Source organism: Geodermatophilus aquaeductus, assembly GCF_900182545.1.
GTDB classification, from domain to species: Bacteria; Actinomycetota; Actinomycetes; order Mycobacteriales; family Geodermatophilaceae; genus Geodermatophilus; species Geodermatophilus aquaeductus.
In genome coordinates this window covers 573,485-589,732 of sequence record NZ_FXTJ01000002.1, presented here as the reverse complement: position 1 = coordinate 589,732, position 16,248 = coordinate 573,485, and the positions used below count along the sequence as shown (strand labels likewise).

Below are 16,248 nucleotides of genomic sequence, written 5' to 3'. Positions count from 1 at the left end.
ACCGCAGGTCAGAGGCTCAGTGGTCGGCGGTGGCCAGGCCGAAGTGCGGCTTGTCCTCGTCGGCGACGAGGTCGAGCGTCTCGGGGTGCTGCTCGATGTAGTGGCGCACGAAGGAGCAGTAGGGCAGGACGGTCAGCCCGCGCTCGCGGGCGGCGTCGAGGACCCCGCTGACCAGGGTCTTGCCGAGACCGCGGCCGCCCATGCTCGGGTCCACCTCGGTGTGCGGCAGCGCCATCGTCCCGTTCTCGACGTGGTAGCTGGCCAACCCGACGACACGCTCGCCGACCCGCACCTCGAACCGTCCCCGCTCGGGGACGTCCACCACCGTGGTCTCCATCGTTGCGTTCCCACCTCCGCTTTCCCCCGGCGCCGTTGTCGGGGGGCACGACGTGCTTCTGGAACGGTAACGCGTCGGAGCCCCGGAGGTTTCCTCCTGCAAGGATTGTCCGCCGGACGTGTCGGGTCAGCCGTTGCCGCTCCACAGCGCCAGGACGACGCCCGCGACCGCCGCCAGCGGCACCAAGCTCAGGGGCGGGGGTTCGTGCGGGTCCAGCCGCGGTCGTCGCGACGCGCGCCGAGCGCGGCGGCGCAGCGGCGGCACACGGCGGCGACCTCCTCCGCGTGCCGGCCGGACTCGGGCTGGACGTCGGCCCAGCTCACGTGCGGGAAGCGGGCCAGCCGGGAGCGGGACAGCGACAGGCCGCAGGCCGTCTCGTTGCGCCCCCGCTCCCAGGCGTGCACCTCGCCGCTGGGGTAGCGGATCCCGTCGTCGGGGTCGGTCCACTGTCCGGCGGCCGCGACCGCCGCGTTGCGCAGTGCCATGCCCGCGGGGTACCCGGATGTAGTAGAGCGAACGCTCCACTACGCTCCGAGGGTCCCATCCGGCCGGAGGAGGAGGTCGCCCGTGCCCCGGCCCCGCGTCCACTCCCCGGACGCCGTCCTGGACGCCGCCGAGGACCTCCTCGTCGAGCACGGCCGCGCGCAGCTGACCATCCGCGCCCTGGCCGAGCGGTCCGGTGCCTCGAACGGCAGCGTCTACCACGCCTTCGGCTCGCTGGAGACCGTTGTCGCGGCCGCCTGGCTGCGCCGCGCGCGGTCCTTCCTCACCCTGCAGCGCGCCGCCGTGGACGAGGCGCTGGCCGCCGGCGACGTCCGGCGCGCGGTGCAGGCGGCGGCCGACGCGCCGGCCCGGCTGGCCGACGACGACCTGCGCGCGGCGCGGCTGCTGGTCTCCCTGCAGCGGGACGACCTGCTCACCGGGGCCGTCGCGCCGGCGGTGGCGCAGGACCTGCGCGCACTCGACGCCACGCTCGCCACCACCCTGCGCGACCTCGCCCACGCGGTCTGGGACCGCGGGGACGCCGCCGCGGTCGACGGCGTCACCGCCTGCGTGGTGCGCCTGCCCGCGGCACTGCTGTTCGGCGAGATCCGCGCCGGCCGCGTCCGTGCGCACACCCGCGCCCGGCTCACCGCCGCCGTCGGCGCCGTCCTCGACTGCGGCCCGCCGTCCTGAGCACGTCCCCACCACCGAAGAGGAGTCCCCGTGCCCACGCTCGACCGTTCCGACGACGTCTTCGTCCTCGACCTCGGCGACACCGAGAACCGTTTCTCCCCCGACTGGCTGGCCGCGGTCGGCGCCGCCCTCGACGAGGTGGAGCGTGCCGACGGGCCGCGCGCCCTGGTGACCGCCGCCACCGGCAAGTTCTTCTCCAACGGCCTGGACCTGGACTGGCTGGGCGCCCACCCCGAGCGGCACGAGGACTACGTCCGCGACGTCCACGCGCTGCTGGCCCGGGTGCTGGCGCTGCCGGTGGTGACCGTGGCCGCGCTGCAGGGGCACGTCTTCGCCGCTGGGGCGATGCTGTCCCTCGCCCACGACCTGCGGGTCATGCGGGCCGACCGCGGCTTCTGGTGCCTGCCCGAGGCCGACATCGGCATCCCGTTCACCCGCGCCATGTCCGCCCTCATCCAGGCCCGGCTCGCCCCGCAGACCGCCCACGAGGCCATGACCACCGCCCGCCGCTACGGCGGTGGCGACGCCCTCGCCGCCGGCATCGTCGACTCCGCCGTCGCCGAGGACGCCGTCCGCTCCACCGCGGTGGACCTCGCCGCCGTCCAGGCCGGCAGGGCGGGTCCCACCCTCGCCACCATCAAGGCCCGCATGTACGCGCCGGTCCTCGACCTGCTGCGCGACCGGACCGACCCGCGCGGCTGACCTCTCCCGTGCCCACGGAAAGCCGTCGGCGGATCCGGGTGCCCGCTGCTACGTTCCCGGGGCCGTGCCGGAGGTCGAGGAGGTGGTACCCGTGATCGCGATGACAGGGGTGCTCCCCCCGGGGGTCACGGTCGGGCGGTAGGTCGTCCGGGAGCGCCGTTCCCAGCACTCCCGAGAGGCACGACCGTGCAGTTCACCTCCGAACGACGCCTCGACGACGGCGTCCTCGAGCACGACTTCACCCTCGGCGGGATCCCCGGCGTCCTGTGGACGCCCGCATCCGCGTCCGGGCCCGTCCCGCTGGTCCTGCTCGGCCACCCCGGCGGGCTGCGCCGGATGTACCCCCGGCTGGCGGCCCGGGCCCGGCACTGCGTGGCGGAGGGCTGGGCCGCGGCCACCATCGAGCTCCCCTGGAGCGGCGACCGGCCACCATCGGCCGCTGCGGAGGCGGCCCGCGCCGACCTGCGCCGGGCGCTGGAGGCCGGCCGGCCGGTCGACGACGGGATCGTCGACCGGCTCGTCCTCCCACTGGTCGAGCAGGCGGTCCCGGAGTGGCGGGCCGCCCTGGACGCCCTCCTCGCGCTGCCCGGGATCGGCGGCCCGGTCGGCTACGCGGGAGGGGTGATCTCCATCGGCGTCCGGCTGGCGCTGGTCGAGCCGCGCATCGCGGCCGCCCTCCTCTTCGCCGGGAGCTACGTGCCGCGCGCCGTGTTCGAGGAGGCCCGGCGGGTCACCGTCCCGCTGCTGGTCCTGCTGCAGTGGGACGACGAGGGGAACGACCGGCAGGTGGCCCTGGACCTGTTCGACGCCCTCGGCTCGCAGGAGAAGACGCTGCACGCCAACACCGGCGGGCACACCGGCGTCCCGCACTTCGAGGGGGACGCCGGGAACCGGTTCCTCGCCCGTCACCTGAGGTGAGGCCGCGCTGGTCACCGGTGTCGCCGGTGCACGCGGCGCTTGACGGCTCCGATCGTTCGTGCCAGCTTACCGTTCGTGGCAACTTACCAACCGGACGAGGCGTGGGGTGCCCTGGGTGATCCGAACCGACGGGCGATCGTCGCCTGTCTCGCAGAGCGGCCGCGAGCGGTCGGTGAGCTCGCCGACGATCTGCCGATCAGCCGGCCGGCGGTCAGCCAGCACCTGCGCGTGCTGAAGGAAGCAGGTCTCGTCACCGACCAGGCGGCGGGCACTCGCCGCATCTACCGGCTGAACCCCACCGGCGTCGCGGCGCTGCGCGATCAGCTGGACACCTACTGGAACCGGGCTCTGGCCGGCTACCAGGACGCCGTCGCTTCCCCCGACGACACCGGACCTGCCGACGCACCGAGCGCCGGCGGGCAGCAGGACGTCACCGATGCACCAGGACCGGAGAAGCCATGACCCAGACAGCCACCGCCGCGGTGCGCAAGCGGCTCGTCGTGCCCGCGTCGCAGCAGCGCGCCTTCGAGGTGTTCACCGCCGGCTTCGGCGACTTCAAGCCGCGCGAGCACAACCTCATGTCCTCGCCCATCGCCAGGACGGTCTTCGAGCCGCGGGTCGGCGGGCACATCGTCGACGTCGCCCAGGACGGCAGCGAGTGCCGCTGGGCGCGGATCCTGGCCTACGAGCCGCACGACCGGGTGGTGTTCAGCTGGGACATCGGACCGGACTGGCAGCTGGTGCCGGACCCGGAGAACGCCAGCGAGGTCGAGATCCGCTTCATCCCCGAGTCCCCCGAGCGCACCCGGGTGGAGCTCGAGCACCGCCACCTCGACCGGCACGGTCCCGGGTGGGAGGCCGTCCGCGACGGCATCGCCGACGACGCCGGCTGGCCGCTGTACCTGGACCGGTACGCCGCCCTGTTCGACGAGGGCCGCTGACGTGCCGCCGATCGTCGCGACCGCTGAGGTCGGCCGGCCGGCTGCGGACGTCTTCGCCTACACCACCGACCCGACCCGGTTCGCCGAGTGGCAGGCCGGTGTGGTCAGCGGCCACCTGGATGGTCACGAGGTCGGGGCGCGGTGCGTGACGGTGCGCCGCATCGGCGGGGCCGAGCGGCCCAGCACGTCCACCCTCGTGCGGCTGGAGCCGCCGCGCGCATGGGCGGTGCGCGGCATCGACGGGCCGATCCGGGCCACGGTCGACGTCACCGTCGAACCACTCGGCGCCGACCGGTCCACCGTGGCGATCGCCGTGGACTTCACCGGGCACGGCATCGGCAAGCTGTTGGTGCCACTACTCGTGCGCCGCGAGGCCCGCAAGGAGATGCCGGCCAACCTCGCACGGCTCAAGGAGCGCCTCGAGTCTCTCTCCTAGGTCACCGGCCGTCCCGGCTCCGACGTGCGTCGCGGGCCGCTCCGACGACCGATCGACGGCCGCGGGCACCGGGATGATGCCGGACACCGCCATGCGATCGTCCGACGCCTCCATGCCCCCGAGGATCGGAGTCCAGCCATGGGGAGCCGACGAACGTGATCAGCACGGCGAGGGCGGCGGCTTCGGTGTCGTGGCGTGGCCTGCCGGCGCCATCGTGATCACCAACGGCACGGTCACCGGGCAGCCGGCGGTCGACGTCGACCGCGTGGTCACCCTCGCTGCCGCGGTCGTCGCGATCGGGTTCCTCACCGTCGGTCGTCGCCGCCGGGTCCGACGGTGAGATGGACGCCGCTCGTGCGGTGTTGCTGGTGCCCCCGGCAGGATTCGAACCTGCGACACACGGTTTAGGAAACCGATGCTCTATCCCCTGAGCTACGGGGGCTCGTCGGCGCGGAGGCCGACCGGGGCGTGCCGGACGAGGCTACCGGGACGGCTCGCGGGCACCCGCGGAGCGTCCCGGGTGGCTACCGTCGGACCGTGCTCCTCGCGGTGGTGGAGATCGTGCTGCTGCTGGTGGTCCTCGGCCTGCTGGTGACCCGTCTCGGCGCCTGGTCGGCCGGGCGGCGGGCCGTGCCTGCTCCGGCGCACTGGACGCCGGCGCACGCGGAGGTCGACGGCGAGACGCGGGTGCTGCTGCGCCACTGGCGGCCCGGGGCCGACGGGTCGCAGGTCGTGCTCGAGGACCGGCTCTTCGCGGCCTTCTCCGCCGACGACCCCGCCTGGGAGGCGCGGTTCACCGAGGCGATGTCCGGCGCGCGGTTCCGGTGCTCATACCTCGAGGCCGAGGAGCAGCGCTGACCTCCGGCGCCTCGTCGGCGCAGGCGCGGCCCGCGGTCTCCTCGACCAGCCGCACGACGGTCCGCGGGCGGTCCGACTGCGGCGCGTGCCCGGCCCACACCAGCGGGCGGAACCGGGAACCCGGCACCAGCGGCAGGTAGCGGACCGTCTGCCCCGAGGCGATCCAGTCGGCCACGCCCTGCACCAGCGTCACGGGGCAGGCGATGCGGTCCATGCCGCGCGGCACGTCGAGCAGCAGCGCGTACAGCAGCGTGCGCCAGTAGTCGCGGGCGTCGGAGAACCCCTCGCGGGCGCCGAGCGCCTCCTCGTGGCTGGTCGACCACGGCTGGGCCTTGAGCGGCGCGAGCATGGCGCTGCGGCCGACCCGCCGGCGGGACAGCGGCTCCACCAGCGGGGCCGCCGTCCGCATGACCACCCGAACCACCGCCATCCCGGTGCCCTGGAAGGCGCGCTCGGGCAGCACGTTGAGCCCCGACGGCGCGATGGCGACCACCGACCGCGCGCGGCCCCGGCGGGCCAGTTCCAGGGCGATCCGGGCGCCCAGCGAGTTGCCCAGCACGTGCACCCGGCCGACGCCCTCGGCGCCGAGGGTCCGCTCGACGGCGTCGGTGATCGCCGCGACGGTCGGGCGCTCCTCCAGGTGCGGGGACGCCCCGGATCCCGGCAGGTCCACCGCCAGGACGTCGAACCGTTCGGACAGCTCCGGGACGACGGCGGCGAAGTCGCGCCGGGAGCTGCCCATGCCGTGCAGGAGCACGAGGGGCTCGCCCCGGCCGGAGCGGGCGACGGACAGGGGTGGACGGAGGGGGAGGACGGGCACCGGCCATCGGTACCCGGCACGGCGCCGTCCCCGCGGTGACGTCGGCCACTGTCCCGGCCGGGGGAGGATGGGGTCATGGGTCAGGTCGTCGCCACCGCCGAACGCACCGTCCGCGCCCCCGCCGAGCGGGTCCGTGCGGCGCTCGCCGACTACTCGGGCACCCGGCGGGAGGTGCTGCCCGAGCAGTTCAGCGACTACCGGGTCGAGGCCGGCGGACAGGGCTCGGGCACCCGCGTGCACTGGCGGTTCGCCGCGACGTCGAAGCGGGTCCGCGAGCAGGACGTCGAGGTCACCGAGCCCGACGGCAGCCTCGTCGAGCGCGACACCCGCTCGTCGATGGTCACCACGTGGACCGTCACCCCCGCCGGCTCCGGCAGCAGCACCGTGCGGGTGCGCACCACCTGGGACGGCGCCGGCGGCGTCGGCGGCTTCTTCGAGCGGACCTTCGCCCCTCGGGGCCTGCGCCGCGTGTACGACGACCTGCTCGGCCGGCTGGAGCGGCGGCTCACCTGAGCGCGGCGGCACGGCGCGCCGTCGCGGAGGACGATGGCCCGGTGACCGCCGCCCTCCCCGACGTCGCGAGCCCGGCGGGCCTCGACGAGCTCGCCGACCTGGTCGCCGACGGCGACGTCCTCGTCCTCTCCGGCGCCGGCCTGTCCACGGACTCCGGCATCCCCGACTACCGGGGCGCCACCGGCTCGCTGCGCCGGCACACCCCGATGACCTGGCAGACCTTCCGGCGCGACCCGCGCGGGCGGCACCGCTACTGGGCGCGCAGCTACGTCGGCTGGCCGCAGATGGCCGCCGCCCGGCCCAACGCCGGGCACTCCGCCGTCGCCCGGCTGCAGCGCGCCGGCCTGCTCGGCGGCGTCGTCACGCAGAACGTGGACGGCCTGCACCAGGCCGCCGGCGCGCGCGACGTCGTCGAGTTGCACGGCGGGCTGGACCGCACCGTCTGCCTGGCCTGCGGCGACGTCGCCGGCCGCGCGGAGCTGCACCGCCGGCTGCGGGAGGCCAACCCGGGCTTCGGCCCGCGCGTGGCCGAGGTGAACCCCGACGGGGACGCCGAGCTGCCCGACGAGGTGCTCGACGGCTTCGTGATGGTCGACTGCACCGCGTGCGGCGGCGGCCCGCTCAAGCCCGACGTCGTCTTCTTCGGCGAGACGGTGCCGCGCGACCGCGTGGACACCTGCTTCCGCATGCTGGAGGACGCCGGCAGCCTCCTCGTCCTCGGCTCCTCGCTGACGGTCATGAGCGGCTACCGGTTCGTGCTGCGCGCCGCCGAGCTCGGCATCCCGGTCGGCGTGGTCACCCTCGGGCCCACCCGCGGTGACGCGAAGGTCGACGTCAAGGTGGACGCCCCGCTGGGCGAGCTGCTGCCCGAGCTCGCCCGCCGCTGCGGCGCGTGACCCGCCGCGAGGTCACCCACACCGACGACGGCCGCTGGATCGTCGTTGACGGGCGGCGGTGGCGGAAGGCCGACCCGGCGCTGCCCGACGACGTCCGCGCCCGCCTGCTGTCGCACCTGGGCACCGCCCGCTCGGCGGTGCGCACCGCCACCGACCCCGCGGCGGTGCGGGCCGCCCGCGACCGGGTGCAGCTGGCCAAGACCGGCCTCGGGGAGCGCGGCCCGGCCTGGTGGGACCAGGACGACGACGCCCGCCGCGCCCGCTGGGAGGCGGCGCTGGAGGCCCTCGGCGGTTGACCGGGCGCCGGCCCGGGCAGGAAGCCCCGCGATGCAGACCTTCCTGCCGGTGGCCGACTTCGAGGAGAGCGCGCGGCTGCTGGACTCGCCGCGGCTGGGCAAGCAGCGCGTGGAGACGCTGCAGGTGCTGCGCGCGCTCGAGCTGCCCGACTACGGCTGGGCCTCGCACCCGGTCGTGCACATGTGGCGCGGGCGGACGGCGGCGCTGGTGGTCTACGGCCTGGCGATGGTGGAGGTCTGGCGCGAGCGCGGGTTCGCCGACAGCACGCACACGCTCATCGCCGAGTTCGCCCCCGACGTGGAGGGCGCCTCCCAGGACGAGCTCGCCCGCGCGGGCCTGCTGCCCTCCTGGGTGGGCGACGACGCGCTGCACCTGTCGCACCGGTCGAACCTGCTGGCCAAGGACCCCGGCTTCTACCGGCCGCTGTTCCAGCCGCTGTTCGGCAGCGAGCCCGACGACCTGCCCTACATCTGGCCCGGTCCCGACGAGGTCGCGCCGGCTCCCGAGCCCGAGGGCACGCGGGTGTGGGTGGTCCGGCCGCGGGCGCACAACGAGCTCGGCGCCTGCCTGGCCGCCGGCGTCGTCGGCCTCGGCACCCAGTCGGGCGTCGACGTCGACGCCACGGGCCTGTCGCCGGCCGAGCTGCGGGCGCTGGCGAAGGAGATCTCGGGACGGCGGCCCAGCAAGGACCTGCGCCAGCTCTCGACGTTCCTCGACGACATCCGCCCGGGCGACCCCGTGGCCCTGCCCATCGAGCACGGCGCCGGCCTGCTGGTCGGCGAGGTGCTCGGCGACTACCTCTTCGACGGCCGCGAGCTCCTGCCGCACCGGCGCCCGGCCCGCTGGGACCACGTGGTGCCCCGCGCGGCGGCCCGCCCGCCTGCCACGCTGCAGGACCCGCGCGCCCTGTTCTCCGTCGTCATCGACCCCGACGTGCTGCCGCCGTCGCTGGCCGGCACCACCTACCGGGAGCCCGCGCTGCCGCTCGTCTGAGGGGCGCCGCGGTGCGGCCACGGCGCCCCCCCACCGCTCACGACCCGGGCATCGGCACGTTCTGCAGGCGCACCTGGCCGCGGGCGACGAGCTTGCCGTCCTCGCGGGTCAGCTGCACCAGCCACAACTGCAGGGTGCGGCCCTGCTGGATCGGCTCCGCCACGACGTCGACCCGGCCGGCGGTGACCGGCCGCAGGAAGTCGGTGCTGTTGTTCACCCCGACGGCGAACTGGCCGCGGTCGGCCACGGCCGCGCTGGCACCGATCGAGGCCGCGGACTCGATGACCGCGCAGTAGACGCCGCCGTGGACGACGCCCCACGGGGTGTGCTGGTCGGGGCCGAGCTCGACGGTGCCGGTGACCCGGGTGCCGCTGACCTCGCCGACGTCGAAGCCGGTGGCGGCGACGAACGCGCTGCTGGAGGACCGGTCCACGCCGGGCAGCTCGGCGCTCACGCGTCCCACACCAGGCAGAAGGGGTGGCCCACCGGGTCGGCGTACACGCGGAAGTCGCCCCCGCCGCCGGGCAGCTTCCGGGCGCCGAGGGCGAGCACCTCCGGCTCGGCCTCGTCGATGTCGGCGACGTAGACGTCGAGGTGGAACTGCTGCGGGCGCTGCGGGTCGGGCCAGTCCGGCGGCACGAGGTCCGGTGCCTGCTGGAACGCCAGCCGGTGACCCTGGCCGCTGACCACGACCCAGTCGTCGCCGGGGCCGCCCTTGCTCACCTCCAGCCCCAGCAGCTCGGCGTAGAAGGTGGCGAGCGCGTGTGCGTCCGGCGCGTCCACCACGACGGAGTGCAACTGACCGATCATGGCCCTCATCCTGACCGGCACCGGCCCGCGGCACCGCCGGGGATCGGGCCGACGATCGCGCGGATCCGGCCACGGGGCAGGATCGCGGGCGTGCCGGACCCCCGCGACCAGCCCCCCGTCCTCGGCTCGCTGACCTGGGAGCCGGCCGCCGCGCGGCCCGACCTGCTCGGCGACCCGGTGGCGGCCGCCCTGCCCGCCCTGGGCGGTCCGGCGTGGGTCGCGCCCGTGGACGACGCGCTGGCCGACACCGCCGCGTTCACCGAGGCGTACGGCGTGCCGCCCGAGGCCTCGGCCAACTGCGTCGTCGTGGCCGCCCGCCGGGCCGGGCAGACCACGCTGGTCGCCTGCCTGGTCCTGGCCACCACCCGCGCCGACGTCAACGGACTCGTCCGCCGGCACCTGGGCGCCCGCAAGGCGTCGTTCGCGCCGCAGGACGTCGCCGTCGCCGAGACCGGGATGGCCTACGGCGGGATCACCCCGATCGGCCTGCCGGCGTCCTGGCCGGTTCTGGTCGAGGCCGCGGTGGCCGCCGCCGACCTCGTCGTCGTCGGCTCGGGGACGCGGGGGGCGAAGATCGCGGTGCCCGGGTCCGTCCTGGCCGCGCTGCCGACGGCCGAGGTGCTCCACGGGCTCGGCGTGCCGATCACCGAGGCCCCCGACCCGGCGCCGGTACTGGCGGCGGAGCGGGCGCCCGACGACCGCGACGTCGGCTGGGGCGAGCGGCCCGACGAGCCCGACCCCGACCGGCGCTACCTCGAGGACCGCCCGCCGCACTGGGGCAGCGACTAGGGAGCCCGCGTGCCGGCCTGCTCGGCGCGCAGCAGGTCGCGGATCTCGGCGAGCAGCTCGACCTGCGTGGGCGCCGCCGGCCCGGCCTCCGCGCCGCGGCGGCGACGCTCGGCAAGCCGCGTCATCGGCAGCACCACGAGGAAGTACACGACCGCCGCGGTCAGCACGAAGGTGACCACCTGGCTGACGAACGCGCCGTAGGTGAACGTCTCGCCGTCGACGGTGAACTCGCCGCCCATCCCGCCGCCGCCGGTCACCAGGCCGATCAGCGGGGTGAGGAACGAGTCGGTGAACGCGTCGACGACCGCGGTGAACGCCGCGCCGATGACGACCGCGACGGCCAGCTCCACGACGTTGCCGCGCAGTACGAAGTCCTTGAAGCCCCTGAGCACCCGGCCATCCCCTCACGGCGACCCGGGCAGGCTCAACGTCAGCGTGGCGGTGGTGGCCGCAGCGGCCAGAGTGGCGGCGGTGGCCTCGTCGACGGCCAGCACGAGCAGTCCGCCGCCGTCGTCCGGGAGCGCGGCCAGGACCAGCGCGGCGGAGGCGACGACCTCGGCGCGGGCCGCGCCGGGCGCGGTGGCGAGCACGTCGACCCGGTCCCCGGCGGCGGCCAGCCCGGCGACGGCGAGGTCGGCCAGCCGAACCGGCGCGGCGACCTGCCCGGGCGGGAGCAGCGCCGTCAGGCCCGGGCCGAGCAGCCGGACGTCGGTGACCGGCTCGCCGGCCCGCAGCGGCGCGGCGAGCACCCGGCCCTCCAGCGACGCCGGGTCGGCGGCGGCGCCGGCGGGGACCGCCGCGGGCGGCAGCTCGACGGTCCGCAGCAGGTCGGGTGTGAGCACGGTGCCCGCCGTCAGGTCGGCGGCGGCGGTGACGACCGGCGTGCCGGGAGGCGGTGGCGTCGCAGGTGCCGGCGGCGGGCGCAGGGCCAGCACGAGGGCGCCCACGGCGAGCGCCGCCGCGAGGCACCGGCGCAGCAGGGTGGCGGGGGAGCGGGGGCGGCGGAGGCGGACCACCGGCCCAGGTTCACCGCCGCGCGGCCCCCGGGGACCCGGGGCGCAGCGGTTGTGGAGCGGCCGTCCGGCTGTGGACGGCCCGGGCTCAGCTGCCGGCGGCCTTGCTGCCGCCGCCCGAGGAGGACGACGACGAGCTGCTCGAGGACTCCTTCGACGACGACGACGACGACGACGAGGACGTGCTCGCGGGCGTCGAGTCCGAGGAGGACGAGGTGCTCGTCGCCGTCTCGCTCGCCGAGGAACTGGAGCGGCTGTCGGTGCGGTAGAAGCCCGAGCCCTTGAAGACCACACCGACCGAGCCGTAGACCTTGCGCACCGGGGCGCCGCAGGTCGGGCACTCGGCCACGGCCGCGTCGGTGAAGGACTGCACCACCTCGAAGTGGTGCTTGCCCTCGGGGTTGGTGCAGACGTACTGGTACGTGGGCACGGTGTGGCACTCCTGGTCGAGCGGGGGTGGGGCGGGGCCGGGCGCCGGCGGAGGCTGGCACTCGGGGACCTCGACTGCCAATCATGCGCCAGGCCCGGGCCCGGCGTCCACGTGTGTTGCCGAGTGTCACCATCGCGGGGATCGGGCGTGCGATCGCGGTGCCGGGATGCCGGCTGCAGCTGGTCCGGCAGGACCGCGGACCGGGCGGTCGGGGTGCGTTACCGTCGCCCTTCGCCGAGGGGGTGCTCGATGGCGAGGATGCCCAACCCGGGAGTGCTGGCCGAGGTGCTGCGCAGCGGGAACCTCCGCGCGCTGCTGCGGGCGGCGCGGGACGGGCAGGCGGCGGTCCGCCTGCAGGTGGTCGCGGCGGCCGCCGAGCTCGGGGTGCTCGACGCGCTCGTCGGGGGGCCGGTCAGCACCGCCGCACTGGCCGACCGCCTGGGTGTGCCCGATCCCGACCTGCTGGCGGCCTACCTCCGCGTGCTGGCGGCGGCGGGGTTCATCACGGGCGAGGGCTCGTGGGCGCTCACCAGGGCCGGTCGAGCGGTCGTCGATGACGACCGGGTGCGGGCCGTCTACGAGGGCTTCGGCGGCTACCACACCGGGCTCTACCGGGAGCTGCGACCGCTGCTCTCCGGCGGCCCGCGACGCCGTGACGTCGAGGAGCAGGCCGGGGTCATCGCCCGGCTCTCCGCCGTCCTGGAGCCGCTGCTCCACGATCTGCTCACCCGGACGGTCCGCGAGCGCCGGCCGCGCCGGGTGCTCGACATCGGATGCGGTGCCGGCCTCCACCTCGCGGCGATGCTCGAGGCCGCTCCGGACGCCACCGGCATCGGTGTGGACGTCGACCCCGACGCCGCGGCGCTGGCCCGGCGCACCCTGAGCGAGCGGGGCCTGGCCGACCGGGCCGGTGTCGAGGCGGTCGACATCCGGACGGTGCTCGCCGCCGGTCGCCCCGGCGCCCTCACCGACCGCATCGACCTGGCCCTGCTCGCCAATGTCGTCTACTACGTGCCGCTCGACGAGCGGGTGGAGTTGCTGAGCGCGGTCGCCCGTCTGCTGGCGCCCGGTGGCGCCCTCGTGGTCGTCACCACCGTGGCGAGGCCGCAGTTGTTCAGCCGGCACCTGGACCTGCTGTTGCGGGCGCAGGAGGGCCGCATGGAGCTGCCCGCCGTCGACCTGCTGCTCGGGCAGATCCGCGAGGCGGGCCTGCAGCCGGACCCGCCGGAGCGGATCGGTCCCGCCGGCGCTGCGCTCACCGCGGTGACGGCGATCCGCTGAGGACGTGGTCCGTGCGGGTCGCCCTCCTGCGGGAGGACCGCGGCCGCCCTACGGTCGCGCTCATGGCCGACCTCGCCCGCACCGCCCGCGTCGACGTCCTCGTCGAGGGGTACGCCCGGCTGCCGAACGTCGCCGGCACGGTGACCCTCGTCCGCGACGCCGGGCGGGTGGTCGTCGTCGACCCGGGGATGGTGGCCGACCGCGACCTGCTGCTGCGCCCGCTGCGCGACCTCGGCGTCGCACCCGGGGACGTCACCGACGTCGTCGTCAGCCACCACCACCTCGACCACACCGTGAACATCGCGCTGTTCCCGGTGGTGCCGGTGCACGACTTCCAGTCGGTCATCGAGGGTGACGTCTTCATCCGCCGTCCGGCCGACGGGGTCGAGTTGACGCCGTCGGTGCGGCTGCTGGCCACGCCCGGGCACACCCCGCAGGACGTGACGACGCTGGTGGGCACGCCCGACGACGTCGTGGCGCTGACCCACCTGTGGTGGACCGGCGAGGGCCCCGCCGACGACCCGTACGCCCCCGACCGCGAGCAGCTGCGGCAGCAGCGCGAGCGCGTGCTCGGCCTGGCCACCCTCGTCGTCCCCGGCCACGGCGCGCCGTTCCGCCCGCAGGCCTCGACCCCGCGCTGACGGGGGCCGCGCCGGTCAGGCGACGGCGAGCCGCCCGCTGACCTCCTCGGACACCTGCGCGTCCCGGGTCGACCGGACCGCCGCGGCCACCGAGCCCGCGGCCGCCTGCAGCTGCTCGGCGGTGTGCGTGGCCATCACCGACAGCCGCAGCACCCCCTGCCCGCGCGGCACGGCCGGGTAGGCGACCGCATTGCAGTAGACGCCGGACTCGTAGGCGGCCCGCCACGCCGCGGCGGTCGCCTCCTCGCTGCCGGTCGGGACGGCGATGACCGCGCCGCTGCCGGACAGGGGCGGGGTGCCGGCCACCGAGAGCTCGACGCGCAGCCGGGCGCCGTTCTCGCGCAGCCGGTCGCGGCGCTCGGGCTCCGCGCGGAGGATGCGCAGCGCCGCGAGGGCCGCGCCGACGCCGGCCGGCTCGTTGGCGGCGCTGAAGACGTAGGGCATGGCGCTGGCGCGGATGCCGTCGGCCACCGCCCGCGACGTCAGCACCGCACCGCCGACGCTGGCCAGCGACTTGCTGAAGGCGAGCGTCACGGCGTCGACCCGGTCGAGGACGCCGCAGTGCTCGGCCGCGCCGCGGCCCCGCTCGCCGAGCACGCCGAGGCCGTGCGCCTCGTCGACCACCAGGCGCGCGCCGTACGCGGCGCACAGGTCGGCGAGCCCGGCCAGCGGCGCGGTCTCGCCGGTCATCGAGTAGACCCCGTCGACGACGACGACCGCGCCGGCCCGCGGGTCGAGCCGGTCCAGCCGCTGCGCCAGCGACTCGAGGCTGTTGTGCCGGAACCGCACGACGGTGCCGCGGCTGGCGGCCGCCCCGGCGTGCACGCTGGCGTGGGCGTGCGCGTCGACCAGCAGCGCGTCGCCGGGGCCGCCCGCGGTGGAGAGCAGCGCGACGTTGGCGTTGACGCCCGAGGAGGTCAGCACCGCCGCCTCGACGCCGTAGTGGTCGGCCAGCTCCTCCTCCAGCTGCAGGTGCAGCCGGGTGGTGCCGTTGAGGACGCGGCTGCCCGAGGTGCTCGTGCCGAACCGGCGGACGGCGTCGACGGCGGCCTCCACGACCCGCGGGTCGCCGGCGAGGCCGAGGTAGTTGTTGCTGCCCAGGTTCACCCGCGGGACGCCGTCGTCGTAGACGGTGATCGGCTCGGGGGCTCCGCCGGTGGGGACGCCGTGCGTGGCCACGCCCGCGCGGTCGTGCTCGCGGAAGAGGGCGGCGAGGGGGTTGTCGAGCAGGGGAGCGAAGGCGTCGCGCCGGCCGCCGGGGGGAGTGGGGGCGGGCGTGTTGCCGTGGGGCACGAGGTCTCCGTTCGCTGGTCGGCCGGTCGATCCGGCCGCTGGACACCCTCAGTCGCCGGTGACGGAGCGTCAACGGTGGATCAGCTCACAGTCCTGGCGGGTGTCACCCGTCCCCCCGACGGGTGTCACGCGGTGGTCGGCCGCTCACAGTGCGTACCACCAGGTCAGGTGGCAGACAGCGCATCGGGGTGACGACGCGCCGGTACCGTCGCCGCGTGACCGCGCGCTGGCTGGACGACACGCAGCAGCGGGCCTGGCGGGCCTGGCTGACCCTGGCCGAGCTGCTCCCGCGCGAGCTCGACGCCCAGCTCCAGCGCGACGCCGGCCTCTCCCACGCCGCCTACGTCGTCCTGGCGATGCTGTCCGAGGCGCCCGGCCGCAGCCGCCGGATGAGCGACCTGGCGCGGCGGGCCAACCAGTCGCAGAGCCGGCTCTCGCACACCGTCGCGCGGCTGGAGGACCGCGGCTGGGTGCGCCGGGAGCGCTCGGCCGAGGACGGCCGCGGCAACCTCGCCGTGCTCACCGACGCCGGCTGGGACCTCGTCCGCAGCGTGGCGCCCGGGCACGTCGACGCCGTCCGCGCCGCGCTGTTCGACCCGCTGACCGCCGAGCAGACCGAGGCGCTGCGCGAGGTCCTCGAGACCGTCGTCGAGGCGCTCGACCCCGACAGCAGCCGCCGGGTCGCCCACGGCGGGGACGTCCCCTAGGCCCGCACCCAGTCCCGGACCAGCCCGGTCAGCACCGGGACGGCGGCGTCGAGGGCCGTGGCGTCGGTGTAGGTGACCAGCGCGCGGTCGGGCCCGCGCCACCCCATCAGGCCGGTGGGGTCGGCGAAGGTGAAGTCCGCGCGCACCCGCGCCCCGCGGTGGAACACCAGCACCGCCCGGCCGGCCCGCGACAGGTCCACCGTCAGCCGGTCCGCGCCGCCGTGGAGGAACGTCGGGGAGCGCCACTTCACGTGCTCGGAGAGCCCGTCGACGTCGTCGAGCAGCGCGGTCCGCAGCCGCTGCACGGCCGGGACCATCGCATGGTCCGAGCCGGCCAGCAGGGTGTCGACGCCGGGATCGCGCACGGGTCCTCCTCCGGGAAGCCGGGGAGGTCCCG

General features: G+C 76.0%; 26 protein-coding genes and 1 tRNA gene. 16 read left to right on the top strand and 11 right to left on the bottom strand.

What is annotated here, in order from left to right; genetic code table 11:
* Positions 1 to 16 precede the first annotated feature (16 nt).
* Positions 17 to 337, bottom strand: coding sequence for a GNAT family N-acetyltransferase (locus tag FN207_RS07965; protein ID WP_142457827.1), 321 nt, complete (start codon positions 335 to 337; stop codon positions 17 to 19).
* A gap of 188 nt (positions 338 to 525) precedes the next feature.
* Positions 526 to 822, bottom strand: coding sequence for a hypothetical protein (locus FN207_RS07960; protein ID WP_142457825.1), 297 nt, complete (start codon positions 820 to 822; stop codon positions 526 to 528).
* 82 nt (positions 823 to 904) lie between these two features.
* On the opposite strand from FN207_RS07960, the gene FN207_RS07955 reads away from it, so the two are divergent.
* The 7 genes from FN207_RS07955 (at position 905) to FN207_RS26200 (ending at position 4,850) form a co-directional block, all read left to right on the top strand.
* Entirely contained in the window at positions 905 to 1,513 is a 609-nt protein-coding gene (locus FN207_RS07955; RefSeq protein ID WP_221888095.1) for a TetR/AcrR family transcriptional regulator, read from the top strand.
* Between the two features lie 30 nt (positions 1,514 to 1,543).
* Positions 1,544 to 2,215 carry an enoyl-CoA hydratase-related protein gene (locus tag FN207_RS07950; RefSeq protein WP_142457821.1) on the top strand — a complete coding sequence of 224 codons (672 nt, stop codon included), beginning with the start codon at positions 1,544 to 1,546 and terminating at the stop codon, positions 2,213 to 2,215.
* Positions 2,216 to 2,401: 186 nt separating this feature from the next.
* The gene (locus FN207_RS07945; RefSeq protein WP_142457819.1) at positions 2,402 to 3,133 is read left to right on the top strand and encodes a dienelactone hydrolase family protein; all 732 of its coding nucleotides are present in this window, start codon (positions 2,402 to 2,404) and stop codon (positions 3,131 to 3,133) included.
* 39 nt (positions 3,134 to 3,172) lie between these two features.
* The gene (locus FN207_RS07940) at positions 3,173 to 3,595 is read left to right on the top strand and encodes an ArsR/SmtB family transcription factor (protein WP_246065863.1); all 423 of its coding nucleotides are present in this window, start codon (positions 3,173 to 3,175) and stop codon (positions 3,593 to 3,595) included.
* Positions 3,592 to 4,074: an SRPBCC family protein gene (locus FN207_RS07935; RefSeq protein ID WP_142457817.1), complete on the top strand. Its 483-nt coding sequence runs from the start codon at positions 3,592 to 3,594 to the stop codon at positions 4,072 to 4,074. The genes FN207_RS07940 and FN207_RS07935 overlap by 4 nt, the downstream gene beginning before the upstream one ends.
* Before the next feature lies 1 nt (position 4,075).
* Positions 4,076 to 4,510, top strand: coding sequence for an SRPBCC family protein (locus tag FN207_RS07930; protein ID WP_142457815.1), 435 nt, complete (start codon positions 4,076 to 4,078; stop codon positions 4,508 to 4,510).
* Positions 4,511 to 4,700: 190 nt separating this feature from the next.
* Positions 4,701 to 4,850 carry a hypothetical protein gene (locus FN207_RS26200; RefSeq protein ID WP_185938243.1) on the top strand — a complete coding sequence of 50 codons (150 nt, stop codon included), beginning with the start codon at positions 4,701 to 4,703 and terminating at the stop codon, positions 4,848 to 4,850.
* A 26-nt stretch (positions 4,851 to 4,876) separates the two neighbouring features.
* Here FN207_RS26200 and FN207_RS07925 read toward each other — a convergent pair.
* Positions 4,877 to 4,952: transfer RNA gene (locus tag FN207_RS07925), tRNA-Arg, on the bottom strand.
* 95 nt (positions 4,953 to 5,047) lie between these two features.
* Between FN207_RS07925 and FN207_RS07920 the strand changes: the two genes are divergently transcribed.
* A complete protein-coding gene (locus FN207_RS07920; RefSeq protein ID WP_142457814.1) occupies positions 5,048 to 5,368 on the top strand; it encodes a hypothetical protein in 321 nt (106 codons plus the stop codon).
* Here the strand turns inward: FN207_RS07920 and FN207_RS07915 are convergent.
* A complete protein-coding gene (locus FN207_RS07915) occupies positions 5,304 to 6,188 on the bottom strand; it encodes an alpha/beta fold hydrolase (protein ID WP_221888094.1) in 885 nt (294 codons plus the stop codon). The two genes, FN207_RS07920 and FN207_RS07915, sit on opposite strands and share 65 nt — an antisense overlap.
* Before the next feature lie 75 nt (positions 6,189 to 6,263).
* On the opposite strand from FN207_RS07915, the gene FN207_RS07910 reads away from it, so the two are divergent.
* From FN207_RS07910 to FN207_RS07895, 4 genes are read left to right on the top strand one after another with little or no spacing between them, the layout of a single operon-like run.
* Positions 6,264 to 6,701, top strand: coding sequence for an SRPBCC family protein (locus FN207_RS07910; protein WP_142457812.1), 438 nt, complete (start codon positions 6,264 to 6,266; stop codon positions 6,699 to 6,701).
* Between the two features lie 41 nt (positions 6,702 to 6,742).
* Positions 6,743 to 7,597 carry an NAD-dependent protein deacetylase gene (locus FN207_RS07905; protein ID WP_142457810.1) on the top strand — a complete coding sequence of 285 codons (855 nt, stop codon included), beginning with the start codon at positions 6,743 to 6,745 and terminating at the stop codon, positions 7,595 to 7,597.
* Positions 7,594 to 7,893 carry a biopolymer transporter Tol gene (locus FN207_RS07900; protein ID WP_142457808.1) on the top strand — a complete coding sequence of 100 codons (300 nt, stop codon included), beginning with the start codon at positions 7,594 to 7,596 and terminating at the stop codon, positions 7,891 to 7,893. Before FN207_RS07905 ends, FN207_RS07900 begins: the two co-directional genes overlap by 4 nt.
* Positions 7,894 to 7,924: 31 nt before the next feature.
* Complete coding sequence (locus FN207_RS07895; protein WP_142457806.1) at positions 7,925 to 8,887, top strand: MSMEG_6728 family protein; 963 nt, start codon at positions 7,925 to 7,927, stop codon at positions 8,885 to 8,887.
* A 37-nt stretch (positions 8,888 to 8,924) separates the two neighbouring features.
* Here FN207_RS07895 and FN207_RS07890 read toward each other — a convergent pair whose 3' ends face one another.
* The gene (locus FN207_RS07890) at positions 8,925 to 9,341 is read right to left on the bottom strand and encodes a PaaI family thioesterase (protein WP_221888093.1); all 417 of its coding nucleotides are present in this window, start codon (positions 9,339 to 9,341) and stop codon (positions 8,925 to 8,927) included.
* Positions 9,338 to 9,697, bottom strand: a complete 360-nt coding sequence (locus FN207_RS07885) for a VOC family protein (protein ID WP_185938242.1) — start codon at positions 9,695 to 9,697, stop codon at positions 9,338 to 9,340. The genes FN207_RS07890 and FN207_RS07885 overlap by 4 nt, the downstream gene beginning before the upstream one ends.
* A 90-nt stretch (positions 9,698 to 9,787) precedes the next feature.
* Here FN207_RS07885 and FN207_RS07880 point away from each other — a divergent pair, with 90 nt between their 5' ends.
* Positions 9,788 to 10,486, top strand: a complete 699-nt coding sequence (locus FN207_RS07880) for a YbaK/EbsC family protein (protein ID WP_142457802.1) — start codon at positions 9,788 to 9,790, stop codon at positions 10,484 to 10,486.
* Here the strand turns inward: FN207_RS07880 and mscL are convergent.
* The 3 genes from mscL to FN207_RS07865 form a co-directional block, all read right to left on the bottom strand.
* Positions 10,483 to 10,878, bottom strand: coding sequence for a large conductance mechanosensitive channel protein MscL (mscL, locus tag FN207_RS07875; protein ID WP_142457800.1), 396 nt, complete (start codon positions 10,876 to 10,878; stop codon positions 10,483 to 10,485). The two genes, FN207_RS07880 and mscL, sit on opposite strands and share 4 nt — an antisense overlap.
* A gap of 12 nt (positions 10,879 to 10,890) precedes the next feature.
* On the bottom strand, positions 10,891 to 11,502 hold the full coding sequence (gene cpaB / locus FN207_RS07870) for a Flp pilus assembly protein CpaB (protein WP_142457799.1): 612 nt from the start codon (positions 11,500 to 11,502) through the stop codon (positions 10,891 to 10,893).
* Between the two features lie 85 nt (positions 11,503 to 11,587).
* A complete protein-coding gene (locus tag FN207_RS07865) occupies positions 11,588 to 11,929 on the bottom strand; it encodes an FmdB family zinc ribbon protein (RefSeq protein WP_142457797.1) in 342 nt (113 codons plus the stop codon).
* 249 nt (positions 11,930 to 12,178) lie between these two features.
* Here FN207_RS07865 and FN207_RS07860 point away from each other — a divergent pair, with 249 nt between their 5' ends.
* Complete coding sequence (locus FN207_RS07860) at positions 12,179 to 13,210, top strand: class I SAM-dependent methyltransferase (RefSeq protein WP_142457795.1); 1,032 nt, start codon at positions 12,179 to 12,181, stop codon at positions 13,208 to 13,210.
* 11 nt (positions 13,211 to 13,221) lie between these two features.
* On the top strand, positions 13,222 to 13,851 hold the full coding sequence (locus FN207_RS07855) for an MBL fold metallo-hydrolase (protein WP_246065862.1): 630 nt from the start codon (positions 13,222 to 13,224) through the stop codon (positions 13,849 to 13,851).
* A 15-nt stretch (positions 13,852 to 13,866) separates the two neighbouring features.
* Here FN207_RS07855 and FN207_RS07850 read toward each other — a convergent pair whose 3' ends face one another.
* Complete coding sequence (locus FN207_RS07850; protein WP_142457794.1) at positions 13,867 to 15,144, bottom strand: aminotransferase class I/II-fold pyridoxal phosphate-dependent enzyme; 1,278 nt, start codon at positions 15,142 to 15,144, stop codon at positions 13,867 to 13,869.
* Between the two features lie 215 nt (positions 15,145 to 15,359).
* On the opposite strand from FN207_RS07850, the gene FN207_RS07845 reads away from it, so the two are divergent.
* Entirely contained in the window at positions 15,360 to 15,851 is a 492-nt protein-coding gene (locus FN207_RS07845) for a MarR family winged helix-turn-helix transcriptional regulator (RefSeq protein ID WP_142457792.1), read from the top strand.
* Here FN207_RS07845 and FN207_RS07840 read toward each other — a convergent pair.
* Entirely contained in the window at positions 15,848 to 16,216 is a 369-nt protein-coding gene (locus tag FN207_RS07840) for a DUF1801 domain-containing protein (RefSeq protein WP_142457791.1), read from the bottom strand. The two genes, FN207_RS07845 and FN207_RS07840, sit on opposite strands and share 4 nt — an antisense overlap.
* Between the last annotated feature and the right edge of the window lie 32 nt (positions 16,217 to 16,248).

What these genes read in the sequence shown, in the direction of transcription:
- FN207_RS07935 (WP_142457817.1), top strand. Translation starts at nt 3,592, where the DNA reads ATGACCCAGACAGCCACCGCCGCGGTGCGCAAGCGGCTCGTCGTGCCC.
- FN207_RS07885 (WP_185938242.1), bottom strand. Translation starts at nt 9,697, where the DNA reads ATGATCGGTCAGTTGCACTCCGTCGTGGTGGACGCGCCGGACGCACAC.
- FN207_RS07960 (WP_142457825.1), bottom strand. Translation starts at nt 822, where the DNA reads ATGGCACTGCGCAACGCGGCGGTCGCGGCCGCCGGACAGTGGACCGAC.
- FN207_RS07910 (WP_142457812.1), top strand. Translation starts at nt 6,264, where the DNA reads ATGGGTCAGGTCGTCGCCACCGCCGAACGCACCGTCCGCGCCCCCGCC.
- FN207_RS07965 (WP_142457827.1), bottom strand. Translation starts at nt 337, where the DNA reads ATGGAGACCACGGTGGTGGACGTCCCCGAGCGGGGACGGTTCGAGGTG.
- FN207_RS07895 (WP_142457806.1), top strand. Translation starts at nt 7,925, where the DNA reads ATGCAGACCTTCCTGCCGGTGGCCGACTTCGAGGAGAGCGCGCGGCTG.
- FN207_RS07860 (WP_142457795.1), top strand. Translation starts at nt 12,179, where the DNA reads ATGGCGAGGATGCCCAACCCGGGAGTGCTGGCCGAGGTGCTGCGCAGC.